The organism is Sutcliffiella rhizosphaerae, assembly GCF_917563925.1.
Classification (GTDB): Bacteria; Bacillota; Bacilli; order Bacillales; family Bacillaceae_I; genus Sutcliffiella_A; species Sutcliffiella_A rhizosphaerae.
Genome location: NZ_CAKJTJ010000012.1, coordinates 23100 through 47190 on the forward strand (window position 1 = coordinate 23100; position 24091 = coordinate 47190).

The window sequence follows — 24091 nt, forward strand, 5'->3', positions numbered from 1 at the left end:
CTTAGACTTCGACCTCCTCTCCATGTAATGCGGTATGAAAAGCTTGAATTAATAAAGGGATTATTTCAAATGCATCTCCTACTATTCCGTAATGACAAGACTGGAATATAGGTGCATTTGGGTCTTTATTTATCGCAATGATTAATCCGGAATTTTTCATCCCAACAATATGTTGTATGGCGCCAGATATTCCAATTGCAAAATAAATTTTTGGTGTAACCGTAACACCAGTTTGTCCAACCTGGTGATGATGCTCCACCCATCCTGCTTCTACGACATCCCGGCTCCCCCCAACTACGCCACCGAGTGTGTGTGCAAGTTGGTGTATAAGGTTAAACCCTTGTGCACTTCCAAGTCCCTTACCACCAGCTACAACAATGTCAGCCTCATCTATCTTAATTTTCTTACTCGTATGACGGACAATCTCCAAAACCTTTGTGCGTATGTCCTCTTCCTTTAAATCAATCTTTTCTTCTATCACATTCCCTATTCGTCCTTTTTCCTGGGATAGGGCCTTCATTACTTTCGGCCTAACCGTTGCCATTTGTGGTCGATATTTCTTACAGAGGATAGTTGCCATAATATTACCACCGAAAGCTGGTCTACTAGCCAAAAGTAACCCTGTATCCTCTTCCACATCCAACTCGGTCGTATCTGCAGTCAAACCTGTAGGCAAGTCGGTTGCTACTGCACTTGCTAAATCCTTTCCGGTTGAGGTTGCCCCGTACAGGATAATTTCCGGTTTATACTTTTCACTACAGTGAAGTAGTGCTTGCATGTATGATTCTGTTCGATAATATTTAAAGATTGGCTGATCATATACATAGAGAGAGTCTGCACCGTATTCAAAAATCGTTTTCGATAGTCCATTTATCTTATCTCCGATCAGGACTCCTGCAAGCTCCACTCCTCTTTTATTAGCAAGAGCTCGACCGGCCCCTAACAATTCAAGAGACACCTGAGCTATTTTCCCATCGTTTTCTTCAATAAACACCCATACTCCACTGTACTCTTCAAAGTTCACTCCGATCCCCTCACTTCTTCAAACAACTCTTTCTTTTCCAATACGATAGAAAGTATTTGTTCAACTTTCTCGTCTGTACTGCCTTCTATTAGCTTGCCACCCTCTGGTTTAGGAGGTGCCCATACCTTTGCCACAATTGTAGGCGATCCTTTTAACCCTAATTGTTTCTTATCAATCCCATCCAAATCATTTACTGACCAAATATGAGGCTTGTACCTGGCAGCTTTCAGCATATTGGGAAACGACGAATATGGAACATCATTTATTTCTTTTTCCACTGCTAGTAAGCAAGGCAACGAAGTTTGGATGACCTCATGTCCATCCTCTAGCTTCCTATGAACAACCATGAATCCTTCCTCTTTATTCACTTCCACCACTTGATTCACAGATGTTAAGGGGGGAATATCCAAACGTCTTGCAATACCTGGTCCAACTTGTCCGGTATCACCGTCGATGGTCATCTTTCCGCAAATGATTAAATCAATCGGTTTTATTTCACTGATTTTATTAATTGCTTTTGTAAGAGCGTAACTGGTTGCTAAAGTATCTGCCCCGGCAAAAGCTCTATCCGAAATCATATAGCCTTCATCTGCACCAATTTCGATACATTTTCGAATTGCTTTGACAGCTGGAGGCGGTCCCATTGTCACTACTGATACCGTTCCTCCGTATTTGTTTTTCAGTCGAACCGCTTCTTCCACTGCATGTGCATCATATGGATTTAGAATCGCTGGGGCACTTGCCCGGTCCATTGTGTTTGTTTTTGGATTCATTTTTATTACTTTAGTATCTGGAACTTGCTTAATACAGGCAACAATATGGAGCAAATCATATCCCTCCTTACCTTTCTCTACATGACATTCATGTATATTTGTCCCACTACTATTACTATATAAATCTAGTATGCAGAAAATACCGATTTATACAGAATTGCTAAAAGAGTTTAGGTAAAATTTATTTTCCTACGATTTTTCAGTTGCACTAACTCAATAATTATTAAGTCTGGTGAGTAGACCCAGCATTGCCACAATTCCACCTGATGTAACGAAAAAAATGTGTATGGAAGGTAAAGTGGTGTTGGCCTGATAATAAAAAGCTATCCTAGGAGTCGTTAATACGGTCTCTTAGGATAGCTACAATTCCACCTATTTATCATCAAACTCAAATGTTCCTCCGATGTACCCAACAAAGGAAATCGATTTGTCCTCACTCTATCTTCTATATCATTTGCTGCCTTTATGGCAGTTTCCATTTCCTTTTTATTTATGTACCCTGACTGAAAAGCCTCCTTTAATTCTTCTTCATCCAAACGGAATACTTCTCCAGAAGGTAACACAATAATATCAAGATATAAATCTTTTAACCATGGTTCTTCTTCAGGCAGCAAAGAAATTTTCTCACAGATATCAATATACCACTGCAAAATCTCACCCTTATCATTAATGGAGGTGGTAACTGAATAGTTCTCCCCAGTGGGAAAATGTTGAAGCCAAAAATAACCATGATCTGCGATACACAATTCATTTCCTTCATAGTTTACTAGTAAAGGGGTGGTGATCTCCTGAATTTGTATTAAGCTGATATGTCCTGAAAAGGTATGGTTTCTTAAGTAATATTGGGAATAGTTACGTTTCGTAACGCGGTTCCATTCTGGTCTGGAAGCATATTTAACTTTTTTCATATTTCTTCCAGCTAATCCACGTATACTTGTTTATCAGGGTTTTCATGGTATTTAAACATTTGAAGTATTTGGGATTCTGTATTTCTTTCAATAGAAAGTTCAGGTATATTATTTTTCCCAAAAAAACCTACATCAAGCGTTTCCATTCCTGTTTTTAAACTTCCACCAATTATTTCGCAAAGGATAAAAAGCTTATAAACATGATATGGAGATGGTGGGTGTGGGTGGCATTTTTTGTCCATTACTGCAAGTAATCTTAACGCGTTTACATGAAGTCCAGATTCTTCGTACACTTCTTTGGCGGCTACTTCTTTTGGAGAAAGACCTATATCCCCCCATCCACCTGGAAGTGCCCAGCCCCCATCCAGCTGTTCTTTTACCATTAGTAGTTTCCCTTCTTGAAAAATTACTGCTCTTACATCAACCTTTGGCGTCTGATAGCCAGTTTCATTGGCAAACAAATCTTTCACCTTTTCTTTTGGAACATTCGTCTGTTCAGTCAGCATTTCCACACTGATCTCCCTTAAATACTCAAAGCGTTCTATATCATATTTGTCTTTTGAATAAGTAAGTCCAGCTTGTGCAAGTGCTTGAATTTGTTTAGCCCAATCTAACCATTTATATGTCATTAGGATTCTCCTTTCATCACGATTAAACATTCTTCGGTAAAAACAAGCAAAATCCTCTTTTTCCTTTATATTCGATAATTGGAAAGGAATCCTAGGAATTCTTTTTGAACGGTGTGTTTGTATTTCATCAGAGCATAAGTGGCTACTTCAGGAAATATTATCGTCTTGCATACTACCTCCAGTAATCGTCCCTCCATTAATTCTCGTCTGACAGTGGACATCGGAAGAATTGAAACACCCAATCCTTCTATAATAAATCGTTTCGTAATATGTGTTTGTGAAACTTTCATCATTTTTGTAGTTGGATATTTAGCTTTTATTTGTTGACAAAGGTCGTTCCAATAAGCTGGATGATTATGTGTTAATAACGTATAATTCAAAAATATACCTTCTTCATCAATTGGGGCACCTCGTTCTGAATCATACCCATCATGAGGTACGACAAGAGCTAGGGAATCTGATGCTACTTTATGCGAAAATATGGAAGAATCTCTTTTATCTAAGCATGATAGACCTATATCTACTTCTTCATTCATTACTGCTTTTTCTATTATGTTGGACTCGATTATTTTAACGGTTATTTCAAAATTAGTATGCTTCTTTAAGAATTGCTTTAATACGAAAGGTAAAACGGTATCTCCAATAAGCGGTGATATTCCAATTATTAATTTTGTGTTAAAGCCTTGTTGAATAGAGTGAATTTCATTTACCCCTTCTTCAAATTTGTTTAACAATTCGTTCGCATGTTTTGCATATCGTTTTCCTGCTTCGGTTAATACCACATTTCTTCCTTCTCTTTCAAACAACTGTGCACCAATTTCCTTTTCCAATTGCTTGATATGGACCGTAATGGTTGGTTGAGATAAAAATAACAACTCTGAGGCTTTTCGAAAATTAGAATGTTCTGCAGCTGTAACAAAAGTACGCAACCAATTTAGTTCCATTTCAAAACCTCCCATCAATTTAGAATTATAATTATTTCATTTAAAAATATTTAATTTTCATAATTAATTTAATTTTATACAATTTATATATAGAAAGGAAGGGATAATTATGAACATTCAAAAAGGATTAAAAGGGGTAGTAGTCACTGAAACACAAATAGGTGAAGTGGATGGTACGGAAGGAAAGTTGATCTATCGGGGGTATGACGTTAGAGATATTGCATCAAGCTATACGTTTGAGGAAATTGCACATTTAATATGGTATGGGGAATTTCCCACAATTGAACAGTTGGACCAAACTGATTTCATGTTTAAGAAGTATCGCAAACTTACACCAGTAATGGAAAAAGTTCTAACGTCGTTACCAGAAAACATGACTGCCATGAGCGTTTTACGAACTGTACTTTCGGCAGCTGGTGATGATACTTTTATAAATAAACCATCTATTGAAGAAGCAATAAAACTAACAGCTGTCATACCCACTATCATTGCATATAGGTTTAGACTATTGGAAGGAAAAGTAGTGGTACCACCAAGTAAGGATCTTAGTCATGTTGAGAATTATTTGTACATGTTAAATGGTGAAAAAGAAGCTGAGGAACTTGTTAGAGTGTTAGAAACCTATATGAATCTGACTATGGAACATGGAATGAATGCTTCTACTTTTGCTGCAAGGGTTACTGCATCAACAGAATCAGATATGGTATCTTCCATTACTTCTGCGATTGGGACAATGAAAGGGCCATTGCATGGCGGGGCACCTTCTGAAGTGATAAATTTATTAGATGAACTATCTCTTGTTGATAATTTAGAAGAACACCTTCGCGCTAAAGTACAGTCCGGTCAAAAGTTAATGGGATTTGGCCATAGGGTTTACAAGACAATTGATCCGCGTTCTGTTGCTATAAAGAATCTTCTTATTAGTTTGGTTGGAAAAGATGAATGGTTGGACTTGGCTTTGAAAGTTGAACAACTTGCACTAAAGGTATTACAAGAAGAAAAACCAGGCAGATCTTTATATACAAATGTTGAATTTTTTGCAGCAGCAATCATGAAAGCAATTTCTTTGGACCCTTCCTTGTTTACACCAACTTTTTCTGCAAGCAGAATGGTTGGCTGGACTGCTCATATTATGGAACAGGCAGAAGACAATGTGATAATCAGACCGCTTTCCAAATATATAGGAAAATAATGATGAAGTCGTCCTCTTTCTCTAATTCATCGTTGAATTTGTTAACATAACATTATTATCGTATTCTAAATCTGTTGGAATGTTGAAATTGTAACACTTTTGATAAAAAGAACTTATGAAATAAACTAGCCAATAAATTTTGGCTAGTTTATTAGGGAGGTAGATTTATAAGAGGATTGCACTAAAGAATAATAGATTATTCTACTTCTATTATGGTTAATTTGAGATATATTCTTTTTTTCGACAAATACACACTATAAGTGGACAATTCTCTTGAAATGTACTTTTATCAAAATTCCCATACATTTGTTCGATGATCAATCTATTATAATAAAGTAAAGTCTCGAGTTCTTGTGGGAATGTGTAAGGTAGTACGAAAGGTTCAGTTGTTTCCCTAATAAATGTTTCATCTTTCCATAATTGGTTTGTAAAGGTGTAATATTCCATTTGGGTCTTATGTTCATAAGTGAAGAATTTTCAAAATCCTCTCACACTTTAATTTTTTACAAGGAAGTAATAATGTAACCTTGCATGAAAATAGTACTTTTTTATACTAAAAAACCCGGCACCTTTTGGTTACCGGATTTGTATTAAATAATTTAATCACAACAATCATCTGAGCAATAGGATGTTTCTGTTTTTTTCCCAGATTCAAATGTTTGAAGCTTAGGCTTTTCATTTTCTTCTTCCCATACCCGTTCTAATGCTTCCAAAAATACGTCAGGAGGCTGCGCACCAGATATTGCGTATTTGCTGTTGAAAACAAAGAAAGGCACTCCTTGCACACCTATTTCCCTTGCTTCTTTTTCATCAAATCGGACATCTTTTTCATACTCTTCTCCCGCTAGAACTTTTTTTACTTCATGTGCTTCTAGACCAATTCCTTCTGCCAGTTCTGTAAGAAATTCATGATCTCCAATATGTTTGGAATCAGTAAAATAGGATCTAAGGAGACTTTCAGTCATTTCACTAGCTTTCCCTTTAGTTTCTGCATATTTTGCCAATCTGTGTGCATCAAATGTATTGGCTGTTATAGCTGTATCAAAGTTGAAAACGAGACCGATTTCTAAGGCTTGTTTGGCAACATTGTCACTCATTTTTTTAGCTTCTTCTACAGGCATCCCGTATTTTTTTGCTAAACTTTCGTAAACTGTCGTGTTTGGGTTACTCTTAGCATTTGGATCTAATTCGTAGCTTTTAAATTCTATCTCTACTTTTTCGTTGTGTGGAAATTTTTCCAATGCTGACTCTAGTCTACGTTTGCCAATGTAACAAAACGGACAAACAAAATCAGACCAAATTTCTATTTTCATCGTTGTACACCTCTTTCTTATGACTAGTAGGAATATCATACCATAATAGATGAGAAAGAACCCCAAATATGCACCACTGGTTATAGATCTATTTCCTTCAATAGTTTACTGCAAATTATGTTAGAGAATACCCTAATACTTACATAAGGTGGCTGGATTCTCATTGCTGCTTCTATAGGTACACCTAACCATAAGCACTGATGATCAATCATTACGAATGGGAAGGAGCTTTTTGCAGAGATTATCAAAATATTTATTTGCTTTTTTACTTTTTGTAACGTTTCTTGCCATTCTATTGGAAGCTTGCGCTTATCTGGTAAAGAAATAATAATGCTTGTTCTGGCGTGTAGGATATCTAAAAAGATCCTTTCTACTTTCCGCGCGTGCATCCATTGAACATTTGGGTGCTGATGTTGAATCCACTTACCGATATCTTTTGGATAAACAGTAGATTGGTTTCTTTCTTGAAAATCTACTAACTTACGGATGGTTTTATTACTAGAAACCTTTGTCTTAATAAAATGAGAATCACAAATATGGACGAATTTACCTCTTGCTCTAGTAATTGCCACATTTATAAGTCTTTCACTGTCTTTCCCAGTTAGGAGTAAGCTTGTTCGATTAAACGGATAGCTTTCCACAGTATCAAAGATGACGAAATCTCTTTCGCTCCCTTGAAATCGGTGTACAGTTGCAGCAGTGATATCAGTAGCAGCAATTTCGGTTGGCAAAAGTTCTTCTAATAATTGTTCAAACCACTTAGCCTGTGCTCGGTAAGGAGAAATATAAGCAATGGAATGTGTACCATTCAAATATGCTTCGTATACTAGCTGAAAAGAAAGAAATAAATGCCATAAATTCACTCTCGACTTTGATCCTTTTTCAAAGAATGCATGTTCACCTGTCCATGAGGATGAAAGCATTAATGAAGCTATGTTCGCGTATGGTTTTCTTTTTGTAATTGCTTCTCTTTCTTTTGCAACGTTAGGATGATCTCCTACAAGTAATTGATAAACATAGCGATTAGTAAAAGAAGATATCTCAGGATGCATTCTTCTTTGTTCATTCAGTAAAAACAAATGTGGGTGCATAACATTAGTCTGAACCGATCTTGCTACTCTTGAGCTATGAAATACATCTTCCTTTAACCATTTATCTACGAGTTGATGTTTGGCTGATGCTATAGGTGGTAGTTGTTTGAAGTCGCCACAAACAATTAAATGCTTACCTAGTGAAGCAGCAAAAGCTATTTGGGGTACATAAGCCATACTTGCCTCATCTACAATGACAACATCATATTGTTTTTCATAGAGAGCTGGATCAGCTGCAGCTTTCGCTAAAGTTGTACCAATAACATAGGCATTTTCTAATAATTGTAGTTCTTTCTGTTTCATTCTTTCAAGGAGCTTAGCGAGTTTCGATTCTAGCTTCAACAATTCCTCAGAGTCTCTACTACTAAAAGATTTGGCCAGATCCTCTTTTAGTCCCCTTCGTTCTTCCACGACATTTCTCTTTTCTTCTGCTAAGCTAGGATTGAATTTTTGAATGAGACTGTTACTTGTGAAAGGCTGAGCATTATTTTCTATTATTGTGGTGGAAGAACCGTATCTCAGTATATCCCCGTCCTGAAACTTGTTCCGTTTGGAAATAAATGAAGATACTTCTTTTACTAATACATCAACAGATTGATTACTGTGGGAGAGTAGTAAAACTTTTTTCTTTTTAAAGTATTTATTGGCAGCAACTCGTGCTAGTGTGTAAGTTTTTCCAGTACCTGGAGGGCCCCAAACAAAAGTAACCGGATTGTACTTACTTCGAAGAATTAATTCATGTACATTGGACTTTATGATATTAGTTGGATGCTTCGGTGGCATTTGAGGGTTCATAAGCCGTTTAATACGGATTCGCTTCTTTTTACTTTCTGTTATTTCATTTAAACGTTGAATTAAATTATCAAGTAGTTCCCATGGATCATGCACTACATATGCTTCTGTCAAGGTGTCACCTATATGGTTTTCTGAAGCTATTATCATGTTCTTTCCTTCTGATGATAATACCTTCGCTTCCGTTTTCATTCCTCCCCATTCTACCTTTACAATGGAACCAATAGGAATAGTAACAATTGATATAGTATCAAAATAATAAATGTATCCTTGTAGCTTCTCATATTTAAGCAAAGATCCATTCACTAATAAATATCTAGTACTACCAAACTTTTTAAGATAGTAAATTTCAGCTTGCAATGCCTTCTTCCATTCTTGTATATATACGGAGGTTTTCACTTACCATCTTCCTTACTATTTTGACTCATATAAGAAGATTAATCGTACCAGCTATCCTCTTCTCCGTCCACTATTCTTTCTAATTCATTTAAAAAATTGAGCTGTAAAGGAGCAGGTAATGTCTCAAGAATTTCTTGAACGAAAGATAGTGATTCTGCTTCTTCTATTGTAAAAGGCTTACTCAGTTGCCTTTGTAGCCATGTTTCAAAAGTTCTAATAAAACGGTAAAAATCGGTTTCCAACTTTTCTGCCCATTCAGAGCCTTCGTCTCCTTCTGTATTCTGCATCCAGCTCCAATCCTCAAGTATAAGCATAAGGTTATCCTTTACTTCCTTCTCCACATAAGTCCCTCCTTCTTTTGTTTTTATTTTAAAATGACGGGTATTGTTTACATATAAGGTGGTGATAAAGATGTTTTTAGTATATGTAAGCATCGGCTTACTAATTGTTTCTCTCATTATAGTAATTAGGGCGTTAATATCTTTTCGTAAACGGACAGAACCTACCTTTACAACTTTCAATGAAATTAGTGAAGAGATGCAAGAAAGAAATAATGCAATCCAAACTCAGATTAATCTAATGAAAGAAAAACAAAGTGCATTGAAGTATGATTTGGACTGGAAAAAATCTGTTTTCACCTTTACTATGAGAGAAGTTAAAAAACTCCCTAATACCTTTAAGAGTACATCAAAACAAACCGTAGACGAACACGATTATAGCTTATGAATGCCGAACCTAGTTCACTATCGGTTCGGTCCTTTTTATCAGTAACTTCCTTTAAATACAGAATACGCTACCAATTTAACGGCAATAGCATCATCAAGATAACCAATAGGAAAAATGTAGTCTGGGATACAATCTACTGGTGCGATAAAGTAAAGTAAGGCACTTCCAATTAACACTCGATCACGGAATGTTACATTATTAAGGCGGAACGAATGAAACATTTTTTTTAGATGCTCTATAAATGGTCCGTGACTGTCAACCTTTTGCAACTTCACCTCAAATTCATTTAAAATAACTTCCTCTCCTTTACTAGTGTGGATGTAATCTTCGTATTTAGATAACTCCTTTTCCACTTTTTCCATACTAAATTTTGCATCATAACCATCGTACGTCCTTAGCACATTCTCTATTTGATGAATGGATGCATAAAGATCCTTACTTTCTTCTTTAAGTGGATGACCAGCAGCAATATATAATTCAGATGTCGGAATGTTTAAACTTTCAGAGAAACGCTGCAAATGTTCGGGAGTAGCTTTTCTTTTTCCATTGATTATTCTAGAAATGGTAGCTGGGTCCACATTTGTAAGTATGCCGAATTTTCGGATCGATAAAGATTTTTCTTTTAATAATTCCTTTAATTTAGAACCTAGATTTATATCTATGTGGTCATTCAGCATGTTAATTATCCCTTCCTATCCATTTTTCATATCTTTTTCAATCTTAGAGTATATAGAAATCTATACTAATATTATTACCCATGTGTTGACAAAACGTCAACACATGGGTATATTTTTGATAGCAATTACATACCTTGAATTGTGTCGGTAGGGGGAATAATGGTAATGAGAAGAAAGAGAAGAAAGAGAAAAATGTTAAGAAATATAGTCATTGTCCTTAGTCTAATAGGTTTACTTGTTATTGGTGGTGTAACTTGGTATATTTCAGATAAATTAACTGAGGTTTTTACAGATGATGAACAACTTGAAAGAGGGGACAAATCTGCGCTCCGACAAGAAGGTGTTTCTCCATCCAAAGACAATTTTTCTGTATTACTTTTGGGAGATGATGCTCGTCCAGGAGAATCCGGTGCAAGAACAGATGCAATCCTAGTTGCCACGTTTAATAAAGATGAGCATTCCATCTATTTAACTAGTATCCCAAGGGATATGAGGGTAGAAATCGTTGGAAAATCTGAGTTAGATAAAATAAATCATGCATATGCTTTCGGTGGTATTGATATGGCAATAAATACAGTAGAACAATTCCTCGACATCCCTATTGATTATTATAGTGTGATAAACTTTAACGGACTTGTTGAAATTGTGGATGCACTTGGCGGGATTGATGTTGATGTACAGCTTGATTTTAGGGAAAAAACACCGAGTGGAGAATATGTACAATTTCAAAAGGGTACTCAACATCTAAATGGCGATGCGGCTCTTGCATATTCCCGAATGCGCAAGCATCCTGAGGGTGGCGGTGATAGAGGTCGGGGTCAACGTCAGCAACAAGTCATTGAGGCAATGATCAATAAGGCCGGTGGTTTCACAACTATTACTAAGTTTGACGAAATACTGGATTCTATTGGTGATAATATTAGAACTAATTTATCATTTCCTAACTTAATTTCATTACAAGGTTATGCGAAATCGTTATCACAAATTGAAATGATTCAATTACAGGGCGATGATGCTAGGATTGATAATATTTACTATATGATACCATATGAAGATAATGTTTATGAGGTACAAGATATGTTAAAGCGCCACCTTGGTTTAGCTGTGCAGTCAGCAGATGACTCAAATGAGTTGACATCAGATGACTTTTCCAACTAAATAGACGTATAAAGTAAAGGGAAAAGCCGCTTTATCTGGCTTTTCCCTTTTTATATAAATTATAATGCTGTAAAATCTTCATCTTTGTATTGTGGCGGCTTAGTTATTTTATCTTTATGATAAATGGCGTTAATTTCCCCACCAATTACAAGTGCAAGACCCGTTAAGAACAACCAAAGCATTAGAATGATCACGCCACCAAGACTACCGTATGTGGCAGAGTAATTTCCAAAATTACTGACATAAAAGGAAAAACCAAAAGATACCAACTGCCATATCACCGTTGCTACCATTGCACCAGGTATAAGTTCTTTATAGGTTTTGTCAATGTTAGGTGCAAACCTATACAGACTAGTTATTATCGTCAGTATTAAAAAGAAAGCAATAATCCATCTAATAACGTTTAATAGTATTGCTGTATTCCCTTCAATTCGTAAAAATGACTCCAGTTGATTTATGATAATTCCGCCAAAAACAGGAAGAAAAAAAGCGATAAGGAAGGCGAAAATTAATCCGATGGTTAGTCCAATGGACAGCAGTCTCACAATATAAAATGGCCTATTTTCTTCTACGTTAAAGGCCGCATTCATTGCACCAATAAATGCATTCATTCCGTTGGAAGCCGACCAAATAGTCCCAAGTATCCCGAATGTCAAAAGACCGCCATTCGGAGTTTCCAGAAATTCATATATATTAGCTTCAAATACAGCGATAGTTTCCGAAGGCATAATTGTTTGTAGGAATTCAATTGCTTTTTCTGGATCAATATTCAAATATGGAAGAAGTGAAAGACCTAAGAAAAGTAGAGGAAATAATGCGAGCATATAATAGTAAGCCTGTTCAGCTGCAAGTCCAGTTGCCCTGTCTTTTTTCATTTCATCCCCTAAACGTTTAGTAAACTTTACGAATCTCTGCATGCTCGCGCTCCTTTCTTCATCTATTGGCTCTTGCTAATGGCATAGTGCAGCAACGAAATGAGCCACCTGACTTAATAATTTCTGAAATGTCTACTTCAATTACTTCATATCCTCTCATTCTCAGCTTAGTGTTTATGTCTTTATTACATGGTAAACTGATTATTTTCTTGCTTCCTATCGATAACACGTTAGTTCCTAAAGTAAATTGTTCTTCTTTTGTTACTTCAATAAGGTCGTATCGACTAGCAAGATATTGCCGATCTTCTTCTCTGATACCTTCTGGGAAAATAATGGCTTCATTTGGTGAAATAACATTAAATACACAATCAAGATGTAAATACTCTTTATCAATTAGAATTGGGAGAATTTTATAACTTGGAAGCTCCTCTTTCAACACATTTATGGCCTCAATAGTTGTTCTTCCGCTAATTCCAACAAATATCGTACTTCCATCTACTAACACATCCCCTCCTTCTATACTGTGTTTTGATTGAGGGATAAAACTCGTCTTATTCTCTTGCAACCACTTCCTTAAGATTTCTTCCTCTCCAGACCTGATGTCACTTCCCATATGTGAAACAAATACTTTATCACCTAAAGTAAATCCAATATCTCTTGTGAATACCTGCTCTGGAAATTGCTCTTCCGGAGGTAATCCATAGACCTTTATCCCATTGATAACTAACGTTTCCACGAACTTCTTATGTTGCTTAACTGCCAACGATTCATCAATATTTTCTTTTGCAAAATGTTTTTGTGTTTCATTTATGATTTCTTTAATTTTCATATGAATGGGTGAACACACAATTACTTCTTTTAACTCGCTAAATTCATTTGTACAAGTTTTTTTCATCATCGTACTCTCGGATTCAAGGTTAATGGTCACTTTATGGGTCCTCCGTTCATTATGTAAAGTTTAAAGATATATTCCCTTTATCGTGGCTTCTATAAACATGTCTTTGATGAATATAAAAAGCAAATTTAACATTGACATTAAATTTGCTTTTCATTAGTATTAACTTATTTTCCTGTAAACATTTGTGTCCAATAGTTTCCTTCTTCTACATAACCTACTCCGATATGAGTAAACTGCCCATTAAGGATGTTTTTTCTATGACCTTCACTATTCATCCATGCTTGAACTACTTCCTCTGGAGAACGCTGTCCCATTGCGATATTCTCACCCGCCGTGTTATAGGAAATACCATAGTCCCTCATCATATCAAACGGAGATCCGTGAGTCGGACTCGTATGAGAGAAGTAATTGTTCTGTTGCATATCTTTTGATTTGTCACGGGCAACATTGCTTAATGAAGCGTCTGCTTTAAGATCAGACAAACCATTCTTTCTGCGTTCTGCATTTGTTAGCTCGATAACTTTTTGTTCTGTTTCTGAAATTCCTTCAGTTGTTTCTGCTTGCTGCTGGTTATTATTTTTTGCTTGTTCATTATTCCGTGGTGCGGCCTGACCAGCTTCTGGTTGCCCTTGAGGAGCTGCACCCGGCTGACCTTGAGGAGCTCTTTCTGGTTGGCCTTGAGGAGCCCCTTGTTGATATTTATAAATAGCAAAAGGACCTTCCTGCTGGAATTGTTGAACATGTGGAAATTTTTCACTAGGAATTGTCGTGCTAAATGAATTCTGATCAATTGTAATGTAACCGTTATTGATTTCTTGAATATCTGCACTTCCATTTTGAGCAGTATTAAATCCTACATTGGTAATACCGTTTTGATCATTCAGTCTATCTCGATTAAACAATCCCCTTTGATTGTCTCTGTCATTAAAAGCTGTATTACGATTATTTAAATTATCCTGAGTCGTACCGTAATTACAGCCGACTAGCAAAGATAATGAAAAAGCAATAATTGTCGTGATTTTTAATATCTTTTTCATGATACATCTCCTTTTTTGTGGTTAATACCTCTTTAGTTTTACTTTTCTTATGAAAACTATAAATGGTAAAAACCTCAAAAAGGACATATTACTGGAATTGTCTTTATTTTAGAAGCTTCTCAAGGGTCTTTTGAATGTTGAATCCATCATTAAAATCAACAAGATGAGCATCCTGCATTTGCATTTTTTTAACAAACTCACTGACTAAATTAGAGGTTTCTGGCATCATTTCATTTTCCATTAGTTCATTCCATTCTCCCCCTAATTGAGCAATGTAAATTTTTCGCCAATTAATAAGTGAAAGACTAGATTTTTCACCATGTATAGTAAATGCTATTTCTTCTTTTTCTGCCTGACCACTAATGCCATCCATTAATACCTTGATACCATTTTCTAATTCAATTGTTGCGATAAGCCCAGTTTCACATAGCTCTGGATCTATCGGATAGTCAACGTGACTCGTTACTTTAATGACAGTTCCGAAGAAGTAGGTAATTAATTGCAAATAATGTGGGGATATTTCTCTAATAAACCCACCTTGTTTTCTAGAGCTTATCCAATTTGTTTGCTGCCAAGGACGTGGCCATTGATGAAAATGCATTTTCAATGTAACTCGTTTTATCTCTCCAAAATATCCGTTTTCTATCATGTTTTTAATCGTTGCAAACCCTTTTTCATATACTAAGGGGAAATGAATAGCATGTACTAACTTTTTTTCCTCCACTATTTTGAGCATATCCTCAGCCTCTTCTAAAGAATTTGCTAGTGGTTTTTCACAAAGGATATGTTTATTATGCTTGGCAGCTGCTAAAACTACTTGATGATGATAGGCTGGCGGCACAGCAACATATACGAAATCAATATCTTCTAGTTCTAAAAGTTCGTTATAATTTGTAAATTGGTCGGCATCCTCACACTCCAAAGCCGTTATCTTTAACAAATCTTGATTGGTATCACATACTGCTCTAATTTTTATATTCTCATTCTTTTTGAATTGAGAAATTAAGCGCTGACCAACAACACCAAGGCCAACAATCCCCACATTGAATACTTGTTTCATCGTTTATCTCCCTTTTATCGGACAGCTTCTTTTTATATGCTGACCTAACCCTATTCGCATTAATTTATTGTCTCATTAGTAAGCCGTTTAATTACTTAAAACCTTAATAAACTCTCTCATATAATCAGGCAGATCAGGTGGACGGCGACTTGAAACGATATTCCCATCAACCACAACTGCTTCATTGACCCATTCTGCACCTGCGTTTATCATGTCGTCTTTTATACCTGGTGTACTTGTAACCCGTTTTCCTTCAAGTATTTTGGCAGAAATTAATACCCAACCAGCATGGCAAATCTGTCCGATAGGTTTTTTCTGCCCATTCATTTTCTGGATCATTTCTACTATTTCCTCATATCGACGAAGTTTATCTGGTGACCATCCTCCTGGAACGAGAATCGCGTCATAATCATCAGGATTGGCATCAAGAAAGGATATGTCTGATACTATTGGGACTCCATATTTTCCGATATACGTAGTATTTGCTTTTTCCCCTGCAATTATTACTACTGCCCCTTCCTCTCTTAATCGAAGAACAGGATACCATAACTCCAAATCTTCAAAATCTTCACTCACTAGCTGTATTACTTTTTTATTATGTATTGTCATAAAAAAATCCCTCCTTCACGTTATATACGTATATTGTGAAGGAGGTGGGCTGTATTTGCAAATTGAATATTTGAATTAGATAAAAGATTCAGCTAGCTGGATTTGTTGTTCAACTTGTTCAAATGAAGTCCCTCCCTCACTTACACGTGCCTGAACAACTTGTTTTGGAAGAAGGATTTGAAAAATATCTTCAGAAAAATATGGAGAAAATTGAGTATATTCTTCTAGCGAAAGGTCCAAAAGGAACTTATCATTATTTATTGCATGTAAAACAATTTTTCCAATGATTTCATGGGCTTGACGGAATGGCAGCCCTTTTGTTACGAGATAATCTGCAATATCTGTTGCATTAGAAAAATCTTGTGAAACAGCACTATACATATTCTCTTGTTTTACTATCATTGTTTCAATCATCGGCGCTAGCAACCTTAATGTGCCATCCAATGTTTTCACTGTGTCAAACATGCCTTCTTTATCTTCCTGCATGTCTTTGTTATAGGTAAGGGGAAGCCCTTTAAGAACAGTAAGCAGTCCCATTAAATTCCCGTAAACTCTGCCAGTCTTTGCTCTAAGTAGCTCTGGAACATCAGGATTTTTCTTTTGCGGCATAATGCTAGAGCCTGTACAGAACGAGTCATCTAGCTCAATAAATCTGAATTCTTGGCTCGACCATATAACTAACTCCTCTGACAATCGGGAAATATGTGTCATAATTAAAGATGCATGGGAGAGGAACTCAACGATGAAATCTCTATCACTGACTGCATCCATGCTATTAGGATATACCATCTCAAACCCTAAGATCGCCGCAGTTTGCTTTCTATCGATTGGAAATGTTGTACCAGCAAGTGCTCCTGCTCCTAGTGGAGACCAATTGATTCTTTTTAAACTATCTTGCAACCGACCTTTATCTCGTTCTAGCATCCAAAAATATGCCATTAAGTGATGTGCAAAAGATACCGGTTGTGCACGCTGCAAATGTGTATAGCCTGGCAAGATAGTATGTACATTTTCTTTTGACTTGGCTAGAATTGACTTTTGTATGTCAACTATTAGATTTATGATAGTTTCAGTTTGTTTTTTTAGATAAAGATGCATATCCGTTGCAACTTGATCATTACGACTTCTCCCAGTATGTAATTTGCCGCCAACTGTCCCTATTTCATCAATTAGTAGTTTTTCGATATTCATATGAATGTCTTCGTGAATCACCGAGAATTCCACTTCACCAGCATTAATTTTCTTTTTAATTGAAAGTAGGCCATTTTGAATGACATGAACATCTTCAAGTGGAATTATTCCACAATCACCAAGCATTTTTACATGAGCCAAACTTCCTTGGATGTCTTCCATTGCAAGTTCTTTATCAAATTCGATTGATGCAGTAAATTCTTCAACTAACTTATCGGTTGCTTTCGTAAATCTTCCGCCCCATAGTTTCGACATGTTGTATTCTCCTTTAAAGAGTGATTTTTTGCTTGGAATGAATTTCTGAGTAGACCTTTGTTGGTAAGCCCCAAAGCTTGATAAATCCAACTGCAGCTTGATGATCAAACATATCGCCTTTGGAATAGGTAGCAAGCTCCTCGTTATAAAGGCTGTTTTCTGATTGGCGACCGACCACGGTATGGTTTCCTTTTTGCAGTTTAACGCGAATTTTACCACTTACATCTTTTTGGGTTTCTTCTATAAAAGCAGCTAATGCTTTTACTAAAGGAGAAAACCATAGCCCTTCATATATGACTTTTGCCATTTGGGCATCAACGGTTGTCTTGAACTGAGTGACTTCTCTAGGCAGCGTTAATAATTCCAATTCTTTATGGGCATTTATTAAAATAAGAGCAGCTGGATTTTCATACACTTCACGAGATTTTATCCCTACTAGACGATTTTCGATATGGTCAATTCTTCCAACTCCGTGTTTACCACCAAGTACATTTAGTTCTTCTATTAAATCCACTAATTCCATTGGTTTATCGTCTAGTGCAACTGGTACTCCCCCATGAAAGGTAATTTCCACATATTGTGGCTCATCTGGTGTTAATTCAATCGGATTCGTCCAGTCAAAAGCTGCCTCTGGTGCTTCATTCCAAGGGTTTTCTAAAACTCCAGCCTCACATGCTCTCCCCCAGATATTGGCGTCAATGGAAAATGGATTTTCTAAGTTTACCGGAATTGGAATATTATGTTCTACTGCATAGGCAATTTCTTCATCTCGAGTCATTCCCCATTCACGGACTGGGGCTATTACTTTTAAATGAGGATTTAGTGCTTGAATAGACACTTCAAAACGCACCTGATCATTTCCTTTTCCAGTACAACCGTGTGCAACAGCCACAGCACCTTCTTGTTCTGCAACTTCCACAAGTAATTTAGAAATTAATGGTCGAGATAATGCTGAGGATAGTGGATACTTCCCTTCATACATAGCATTTGATTTAAGTGCTGGTACTATATATTCTTTAGCAAGGAGTTCCTTTGCATCGATCATAATTGCTTTTATGGCACCAACATCAAGTGCCTTTTGCTTGATGGATTCTAAATCTTTTCCTTCTCCCACATCCAACCCTAGAGCGATAACGTCATACCCATATTTTTCTTGAAGCCATTTAACAGATACAGAGGTGTCAAGGCCTCCAGAATACGCTAAGACAACTTTCTCTTTAGTCATTTCTTCATCCTCCTACAGTATAAAAATCTAAGTTGTTGTATTTTTATTCATAAATTTGTAAAAAAAAATTAACTTCCCATTAATGCTTTTAATACGGCCTTTTGAGCATGAAGGCGATTTTCTGCTTCGTCTAAAACAACAGAATGAGGGCCATCTAGAATTTCGGCAGTTACTTCTTCTTCCCTATGAGCTGGTAAACAATGAAGAAAAATAAAATCATGTTTTGCATGTTTACAAAGAGCTTTGTTTACTTGGTATGGCGCTAAAGTGGCCAACCTTTCTTCCATTTCTTCTTCCTGCCCCATACTAGTCCAGACATCCGTAACAACCACATCAGCATTCGTAATCATTTCCTGTGGGGATGTTCCAATTTGAATGACAGCACCGGTTTTTTTTGCAATCTTTCTTGCATTTTCAAGAATTAACTTATCAGGCTGATAATTGTCAGGACAAGCAATCGAAATATTCGTGCCTACCAATACTGCTCCCTCTATTAAGGAATGACACATATTATTACTCGCATCTCCCAAATAACATAACTTCAAACCTTTCAAATTTCCTTTCTTTTCTTTTATTGTCAAAAGATCAGCAAGAACTTGTGCAGGGTGGTGAAGATCTGTTAGACCATTAATAATAGGAACACTTGCTTGATCAGCAAATTCTTCAAGTATTTCATGCCCATAGGTCCTAATCATCATCCCATCTACATATCTAGATAATACTTTGGATGTATCTGTTGGAGATTCTCCCCGTCCGAGCTGAATATCATTTGAGCTTAAAAACATCGCGTTTCCACCTAGCTGTAGCATTCCAACTTCGAAGGAAACTCTCGTACGTGTGGATGATTTTTCAAAGAGCATCGCAAGCACTTTTCCTTTTAGATATGGATGAGGTATTCCTTCTTTTTGATATTTTTTTAATTTACTAGCTTCATCCAACAAGTAATGAATATCATTTGTTGTAAAAGACCCCAACGTCAAGAAATGAGATTGACTTAGCTGATTGGTATCATTTGTTGGTTCCCATTTTAGTACATTTTGCATAAATATTCAACCTCCCTATTTCCTTTTTTCAAATAATCCGTTATGGTAAGGTATTCCATTTTGTTGTTTTCTTGTATTGTTAATGCCTTAGAAACAGTATCTAAATGAGTAAACGTTTTTATTCCGTGTTTTAAAAATAAGGCTCGTAGTTTAGCACCATTACGACTATGATCTCGTCCTCTAGTTGGAATAATTATAGCAGCTGTATATTCTTCGGTTTGCAAGTATTCATGTGTTTCGCATTGTGATAATGCTTTTGCTGGGATTCCAATACTATTAATGAAAGCTGCAGTTCCATTTGTTGCCTGAATCGTAAAACCCAATCTATGCAATTCAGTAAAAATCGGAATAGCGTGTTGTTTTTCACGATCAGTAACGGAACAAAAAATTATTTTTTTCTCTCCTATTTTTGTAAAAGGGTTATTATCCCTACTGAAAAGTGCTTTGTGAAGGGCCACGTCAAAAGTTGTTCCCATACCAATAACTTCACCAGTGGATTTCATCTCAGGTCCTAATGAATGATCCACATCTTTTAATTTGGCAGCTGAAAAAACTGGTGATTTAACTGTCCAAAAGTTCGGTTCGGATAACAAACCGGTATTAGTAAGTTTCTCTTTCAATTGTACGCCAACAGCCAGTTCTATCATGGGAATACCTGTCACTTTGCTAACAATAGGGAGAGTTCTTGAAGCTCTTGGATTTACTTCAAGAACGAAAACCTCTTCTTCTGAAATAACAAATTGAATGTTTGCAACTCCGATAATTTGTGCTGTTGTACTTATTGTTTTTGTATATTCAAGCAGTTTTTGTTTAAGTTGCTCAGATAATGTAACAGGCGGAAAAACAGCAATGCTGTCACCTGAATGAACCCCTGCTCTTTCAATATGTTCAAATATTGCCGGGATCACGATTTCTTCACCGTCTGAAATGACATCTAATTCACATTCAAGGCCAGGAATGAATTGGTCGACTAATAATGGCCAAATACTTTCATTATTAGCCTGTGATTGAATAAATGCGTTCAGGTCATCTTCATCATAAAGAGTAAACATGGATTGTCCTCCTATTACATACGATGGACGGACAAGGACCGGTAGACCAAGATCCATAGCAGCACTCTTTAATTCTAGTGGTGATTCTATCGTAATTCCCTTTATATGGGGTATTTCCGCTCCTTCGAGCATTTTATAAAAACGTCCTCTTTCCTCTAACATATCAATGGAATCCATTTTTGTTCCTGCAAGATTTACCCCTGCTTTGTGTAGTCCTTCTGCTAGATTTATAGCTGTTTGCCCCCCAAATTGGTTGAAAACAAGGTCCACTTTTTCCTTTTGGATTATTGGGAGAATATCTTCACATGTTATCGGTTCGAAATAAAGTTTATCTGCCACCGAGAAATCAGTGCTAACCGTTTCAGGATTATTGTTTACAACTATCGTTTCATAGCCGGCTTTCTTCAAAGCCTGAACCGCATGTACAGAACAGTAATCGAATTCAATTCCTTGACCTATACGAATTGGACCAGATCCTATAACAAGTGCTTTTTTATTTGTACTTACCTTTACTTCATCGTATCCGTTAAAGGTCGAGTAATAATAAGGGGTAATCGCATCAAATTCTGCTGCGCATGTGTCCACTAATTTATAGGAAGGAAAAATTTGATTTGCTTGTAACACTTTTGAAAGTTCTACTTCTTTACATTGTAAAAGAGAGCTTAGTCTTTTATTGCTGATATTGTACTTTTTTGCCATTAATAATAGTTCAATGGGCAGATTTCCCAATCGATACGTTTGGATGACATTTTCCAATTTTACGATATTGTTTATTTTGTGAAGAAACCACTTGTCTATGGATGTTATCTCATGGAGTTCCTGAACCGACATCTCTTTTTTCAGTGCTTGAGCAAGTCCAAATAATCGTAAATGAGTTGGAGTTGTAATAAACTTCATCCAATCTTGTTTCGTTAATTTATCTAGGCCGGGATGAACAACTGTTTCTAATTTCATTTCTAATGAACGAATTCCTTTGTTTAAAGCCCCTTCAAATGATCGGTCGATCGCAAGTACTTCCCCAGTTGCTTTCATTTGTGTGCTTAAACTTTGATCTGCCTCTGGAAATTTATCAAATGGAAATCGAGGTAATTTCACTACCACATAATCCAAAGCAGGCTCAAAGGATGCAAATGTGTTTCCTGTAATTGGATTCGGTATTTCATCCAGGTTGTATCCTATTGCACACTTAGCTGCAATTCTTGCAATGGGATAACCCGTCGCCTTTGAAGCAAGTGCAGATGATCTACTAACTCGCGGATTGACCTCTATTATGTAGTAATCATCTGATTGAGGATCCATGGCAAATTGGATATTACAGCCTCCAATTATTTTCAAACTACGAATAATGTGAAGAGAAGCATTTCTTAATAGCTGATATTGTCTGTCTGTCAATGTCTGAGATGGGGCAACCACGATGGAATCACCGGTATGAACTCCGACTGGATCGAGATTCTCCATGTTACAAACGATAATACATGTATCATTGTCATCCCGCATTACTTCATATTCAATCTCTTTCCAGCCTTTGATGCTCTTTTCAACAAGTACTTGATGAATTGGGCTAAGGTAGAGGCCTTTACGTAACAACGCATCAAATTCTTCATCGTTGTAAGCAAAGCCACCTCCTTCACCACCAAGTGTGTATGCAGGTCTGATAATTACAGGATAGCCAATTTCTTTTACAAACTTTTTGCCGTCTTCCACTTGATTAATTATTTTTGATTCTGGGATGGGTTCCTGTAATTCCATCATTAGCTTACGGAATTTTTCCCTATCTTCTCCTTGTTCAATGGAAGAAACAGAGGTCCCTAATACTTTAACATTATATCTATCTAGGATTCCTTCATGATGTAAGGAGACAATTAGGTTTAATGCCGTCTGACCACCTAAGGTGCCGATAATACCGTCCGGACGTTCTTTTTTAATCACCTCGCACAAGCATTCCACATTGAGAGGTTCCATATATACCTTATCTGCGATATTACTATCAGTCATAATAGTAGCAGGATTGTTATTTACAAGTATTACTTCCAATCCCTCTTCCCTCAATGCCAAGCAGGCTTGTGTTCCTGCGTAATCAAACTCTGCAGCCTGACCAATTACGATTGGACCAGAGCCTATAACTAACACTTTTTTTATCGTTTCATATAGTGGCATATGACATTACTCCTGTTTTTTCATTGATGTAATTTAAAAATTGGATAAAGACATAATGTGTATCCTGTGGACCTGGGTGTGCTTCTGGATGAAATTGAACACTTATCACTTTGAAAGAATTATGCTTAAGTCCTTCTACTGTTTGGTCGTTAATATTTTTGTGAGTGACTGTGAAGATATTCTGATCTATTGAAGTTTCGGAAACTACGTAACTATGGTTTTGCGAAGTCATGAATACTTTTCCTGTTATCAAGTCTTTTACAGGATGATTTCCCCCCCGATGACCAAATAACAACTTTTCTGTATCTGCACCAAAGGCAAGTGCTATTAGTTGGTGACCTAAACAAATACCTAATGATGGATACGCTTCTGCCATCTGTTTATATTCTATTAGGAATTTACTTAACACCTTGGGATCTCCTGGACCATTACTAAACACAATACCATCAGGATTTAGTTTTACTATTTCGGTAAAAGTAGAGGTATATGGCATAATCGAAACGCTACATCCCTCTTTTAACAGCGCTTCTAAAATGGACTTTTTATACCCAAAATCGAGCAGTGCAACGTGAGGACCATTCCCTTGATAAAACATCATCTCTTTTGTTGATACAACCTCAACCCAGTTTGGATAATCCTTTTGTTGAGGGAAAATACCAGGTTGTTTCGTAATGATGCCTTTCAAGGAGCCATGCTTCCGAATGGTTTTTACTAGTTCCCTAGTGTCAACGTCTACCAAACCGCTAATATTCAAGCTTTCCAACCATTCATTTGCAGCTCTTTCTGATGAATAATGGTTTGGAAATGTACATGACTCACCCATCACAACTCCCTTAATATGAATAGTATCACCTTCAAAATCACGAGAATTTATACCATAGTTGCCAATAAGCGGATAACAAAATACAATAATTTGTCCTGCATAGGAAGGATCAGACATAATCTCCTGATATCCTGTCATACTTGTATTGAATACAACTTCCCCAACAGCGTCTTTTTCACTTCCAATAAATGTACCAGGGAATACCTCTCCTGTCTCAAGTACTAAGAACCCCTTTTCCAT

The 24091-nt window shown here is 36.6% G+C and carries 22 protein-coding genes; 3 read left to right on the forward strand and 19 right to left on the reverse strand.

Going from position 1 to position 24091, the window contains the following annotated elements; all coding sequences use genetic code 11:
• Window position 1 precedes the first annotated feature (1 nt).
• The 5 genes from LRP81_RS12010 to LRP81_RS12030 form a co-directional block, all read right to left on the reverse strand.
• Window positions 2–1024, reverse strand: coding sequence for an electron transfer flavoprotein subunit alpha/FixB family protein (locus LRP81_RS12010; RefSeq protein WP_230501521.1), 1023 nt, complete (start codon window positions 1022–1024; stop codon window positions 2–4).
• The gene (locus LRP81_RS12015; protein ID WP_230501522.1) at window positions 1021–1851 is read right to left on the reverse strand and encodes an electron transfer flavoprotein subunit beta/FixA family protein; all 831 of its coding nucleotides are present in this window, start codon (window positions 1849–1851) and stop codon (window positions 1021–1023) included. The genes LRP81_RS12010 and LRP81_RS12015 overlap by 4 nt, the downstream gene beginning before the upstream one ends.
• A 284-nt stretch (window positions 1852–2135) precedes the next feature.
• Window positions 2136–2705 carry a DUF402 domain-containing protein gene (locus LRP81_RS12020; protein WP_230501523.1) on the reverse strand — a complete coding sequence of 190 codons (570 nt, stop codon included), beginning with the start codon at window positions 2703–2705 and terminating at the stop codon, window positions 2136–2138.
• 11 nt (window positions 2706–2716) lie between these two features.
• Window positions 2717–3334 carry an NUDIX hydrolase gene (locus LRP81_RS12025; RefSeq protein ID WP_230501524.1) on the reverse strand — a complete coding sequence of 206 codons (618 nt, stop codon included), beginning with the start codon at window positions 3332–3334 and terminating at the stop codon, window positions 2717–2719.
• 65 nt (window positions 3335–3399) lie between these two features.
• A complete protein-coding gene (locus LRP81_RS12030) occupies window positions 3400–4278 on the reverse strand; it encodes a LysR family transcriptional regulator (protein WP_230501525.1) in 879 nt (292 codons plus the stop codon).
• Window positions 4279–4387: 109 nt separating this feature from the next.
• On the opposite strand from LRP81_RS12030, the gene LRP81_RS12035 reads away from it, so the two are divergent.
• Complete coding sequence (locus tag LRP81_RS12035) at window positions 4388–5470, forward strand: citrate synthase/methylcitrate synthase (protein WP_230501526.1); 1083 nt, start codon at window positions 4388–4390, stop codon at window positions 5468–5470.
• Between the two features lie 599 nt (window positions 5471–6069).
• On the opposite strand, the gene LRP81_RS12040 is transcribed toward LRP81_RS12035, so the two are convergent.
• The 3 genes from LRP81_RS12040 to LRP81_RS12050 form a co-directional block, all read right to left on the reverse strand.
• Entirely contained in the window at window positions 6070–6783 is a 714-nt protein-coding gene (locus tag LRP81_RS12040) for a DsbA family oxidoreductase (RefSeq protein WP_230501527.1), read from the reverse strand.
• An 80-nt stretch (window positions 6784–6863) separates the two neighbouring features.
• Window positions 6864–9065: a DEAD/DEAH box helicase gene (locus LRP81_RS12045; protein ID WP_230501528.1), complete on the reverse strand. Its 2202-nt coding sequence runs from the start codon at window positions 9063–9065 to the stop codon at window positions 6864–6866.
• A gap of 38 nt (window positions 9066–9103) precedes the next feature.
• Entirely contained in the window at window positions 9104–9406 is a 303-nt protein-coding gene (locus LRP81_RS12050) for a hypothetical protein (RefSeq protein WP_230501529.1), read from the reverse strand.
• A 70-nt stretch (window positions 9407–9476) separates the two neighbouring features.
• On the opposite strand from LRP81_RS12050, the gene LRP81_RS12055 reads away from it, so the two are divergent.
• Window positions 9477–9791 (forward strand): hypothetical protein, encoded by a 315-nt coding sequence (locus tag LRP81_RS12055; protein ID WP_230501530.1) that lies wholly within the window; start codon window positions 9477–9479, stop codon window positions 9789–9791.
• Between the two features lie 38 nt (window positions 9792–9829).
• Here LRP81_RS12055 and LRP81_RS12060 read toward each other — a convergent pair whose 3' ends face one another.
• Window positions 9830–10468, reverse strand: a complete 639-nt coding sequence (locus LRP81_RS12060; RefSeq protein ID WP_230501531.1) for a DUF1232 domain-containing protein — start codon at window positions 10466–10468, stop codon at window positions 9830–9832.
• A 165-nt stretch (window positions 10469–10633) separates the two neighbouring features.
• Between LRP81_RS12060 and LRP81_RS12065 the strand changes: the two genes are divergently transcribed.
• Window positions 10634–11626, forward strand: a complete 993-nt coding sequence (locus tag LRP81_RS12065; protein ID WP_230501532.1) for an LCP family glycopolymer transferase — start codon at window positions 10634–10636, stop codon at window positions 11624–11626.
• Window positions 11627–11685: 59 nt separating this feature from the next.
• Here the strand turns inward: LRP81_RS12065 and LRP81_RS12070 are convergent, their stop codons facing one another.
• The 10 genes from LRP81_RS12070 to LRP81_RS12115 form a co-directional block, all read right to left on the reverse strand.
• Window positions 11686–12543, reverse strand: coding sequence for a YihY/virulence factor BrkB family protein (locus LRP81_RS12070; protein WP_230501533.1), 858 nt, complete (start codon window positions 12541–12543; stop codon window positions 11686–11688).
• 16 nt (window positions 12544–12559) lie between these two features.
• Window positions 12560–13399 (reverse strand): dimethylarginine dimethylaminohydrolase family protein, encoded by an 840-nt coding sequence (locus LRP81_RS12075; protein ID WP_230501594.1) that lies wholly within the window; start codon window positions 13397–13399, stop codon window positions 12560–12562.
• A gap of 164 nt (window positions 13400–13563) precedes the next feature.
• The gene (locus LRP81_RS12080) at window positions 13564–14436 is read right to left on the reverse strand and encodes a CAP domain-containing protein (RefSeq protein WP_230501534.1); all 873 of its coding nucleotides are present in this window, start codon (window positions 14434–14436) and stop codon (window positions 13564–13566) included.
• Between the two features lie 103 nt (window positions 14437–14539).
• Window positions 14540–15496, reverse strand: a complete 957-nt coding sequence (locus LRP81_RS12085; protein WP_230501535.1) for a Gfo/Idh/MocA family protein — start codon at window positions 15494–15496, stop codon at window positions 14540–14542.
• 87 nt (window positions 15497–15583) lie between these two features.
• Window positions 15584–16105: a type 1 glutamine amidotransferase domain-containing protein gene (locus LRP81_RS12090; protein ID WP_230501536.1), complete on the reverse strand. Its 522-nt coding sequence runs from the start codon at window positions 16103–16105 to the stop codon at window positions 15584–15586.
• A 75-nt stretch (window positions 16106–16180) separates the two neighbouring features.
• Window positions 16181–17551: an argininosuccinate lyase gene (gene argH, locus LRP81_RS12095; protein ID WP_230501537.1), complete on the reverse strand. Its 1371-nt coding sequence runs from the start codon at window positions 17549–17551 to the stop codon at window positions 16181–16183.
• A gap of 13 nt (window positions 17552–17564) precedes the next feature.
• Window positions 17565–18776: an argininosuccinate synthase gene (locus LRP81_RS12100; RefSeq protein ID WP_230501538.1), complete on the reverse strand. Its 1212-nt coding sequence runs from the start codon at window positions 18774–18776 to the stop codon at window positions 17565–17567.
• Window positions 18777–18844: 68 nt separating this feature from the next.
• Window positions 18845–19819: an ornithine carbamoyltransferase gene (gene argF / locus LRP81_RS12105; protein ID WP_230501539.1), complete on the reverse strand. Its 975-nt coding sequence runs from the start codon at window positions 19817–19819 to the stop codon at window positions 18845–18847.
• Window positions 19804–23028 carry a carbamoyl-phosphate synthase (glutamine-hydrolyzing) large subunit gene (gene carB / locus LRP81_RS12110; RefSeq protein WP_230501540.1) on the reverse strand — a complete coding sequence of 1075 codons (3225 nt, stop codon included), beginning with the start codon at window positions 23026–23028 and terminating at the stop codon, window positions 19804–19806. The genes argF and carB overlap by 16 nt, the downstream gene beginning before the upstream one ends.
• Window positions 23015–24091, reverse strand: a complete 1077-nt coding sequence (locus LRP81_RS12115; protein ID WP_230501541.1) for a carbamoyl phosphate synthase small subunit — start codon at window positions 24089–24091, stop codon at window positions 23015–23017. Before LRP81_RS12115 ends, carB begins: the two co-directional genes overlap by 14 nt.

What these genes read in the sequence shown, in the direction of transcription:
- LRP81_RS12020 (WP_230501523.1), bottom strand. Translation starts at nt 2,705, where the DNA reads ATGAAAAAAGTTAAATATGCTTCCAGACCAGAATGGAACCGCGTTACG.
- LRP81_RS12025 (WP_230501524.1), bottom strand. Translation starts at nt 3,334, where the DNA reads ATGACATATAAATGGTTAGATTGGGCTAAACAAATTCAAGCACTTGCA.
- LRP81_RS12030 (WP_230501525.1), bottom strand. Translation starts at nt 4,278, where the DNA reads ATGGAACTAAATTGGTTGCGTACTTTTGTTACAGCTGCAGAACATTCT.
- LRP81_RS12035 (WP_230501526.1), top strand. Translation starts at nt 4,388, where the DNA reads ATGAACATTCAAAAAGGATTAAAAGGGGTAGTAGTCACTGAAACACAA.
- LRP81_RS12040 (WP_230501527.1), bottom strand. Translation starts at nt 6,783, where the DNA reads ATGAAAATAGAAATTTGGTCTGATTTTGTTTGTCCGTTTTGTTACATT.
- LRP81_RS12055 (WP_230501530.1), top strand. Translation starts at nt 9,477, where the DNA reads ATGTTTTTAGTATATGTAAGCATCGGCTTACTAATTGTTTCTCTCATT.
- LRP81_RS12060 (WP_230501531.1), bottom strand. Translation starts at nt 10,468, where the DNA reads ATGCTGAATGACCACATAGATATAAATCTAGGTTCTAAATTAAAGGAA.
- LRP81_RS12065 (WP_230501532.1), top strand. Translation starts at nt 10,634, where the DNA reads ATGAGAAGAAAGAGAAGAAAGAGAAAAATGTTAAGAAATATAGTCATT.
- LRP81_RS12070 (WP_230501533.1), bottom strand. Translation starts at nt 12,543, where the DNA reads ATGCAGAGATTCGTAAAGTTTACTAAACGTTTAGGGGATGAAATGAAA.
- LRP81_RS12075 (WP_230501594.1), bottom strand. Translation starts at nt 13,399, where the DNA reads ATGATGAAAAAAACTTGTACAAATGAATTTAGCGAGTTAAAAGAAGTA.
- LRP81_RS12080 (WP_230501534.1), bottom strand. Translation starts at nt 14,436, where the DNA reads ATGAAAAAGATATTAAAAATCACGACAATTATTGCTTTTTCATTATCT.
- LRP81_RS12085 (WP_230501535.1), bottom strand. Translation starts at nt 15,496, where the DNA reads ATGAAACAAGTATTCAATGTGGGGATTGTTGGCCTTGGTGTTGTTGGT.
- LRP81_RS12090 (WP_230501536.1), bottom strand. Translation starts at nt 16,105, where the DNA reads ATGACAATACATAATAAAAAAGTAATACAGCTAGTGAGTGAAGATTTT.
- argH (WP_230501537.1), bottom strand. Translation starts at nt 17,551, where the DNA reads ATGTCGAAACTATGGGGCGGAAGATTTACGAAAGCAACCGATAAGTTA.
- LRP81_RS12100 (WP_230501538.1), bottom strand. Translation starts at nt 18,776, where the DNA reads ATGACTAAAGAGAAAGTTGTCTTAGCGTATTCTGGAGGCCTTGACACC.
- argF (WP_230501539.1), bottom strand. Translation starts at nt 19,819, where the DNA reads ATGCAAAATGTACTAAAATGGGAACCAACAAATGATACCAATCAGCTA.
- carB (WP_230501540.1), bottom strand. Translation starts at nt 23,028, where the DNA reads ATGCCACTATATGAAACGATAAAAAAAGTGTTAGTTATAGGCTCTGGT.
- LRP81_RS12115 (WP_230501541.1), bottom strand. Translation starts at nt 24,091, where the DNA reads ATGGAAAAGGGGTTCTTAGTACTTGAGACAGGAGAGGTATTCCCTGGT.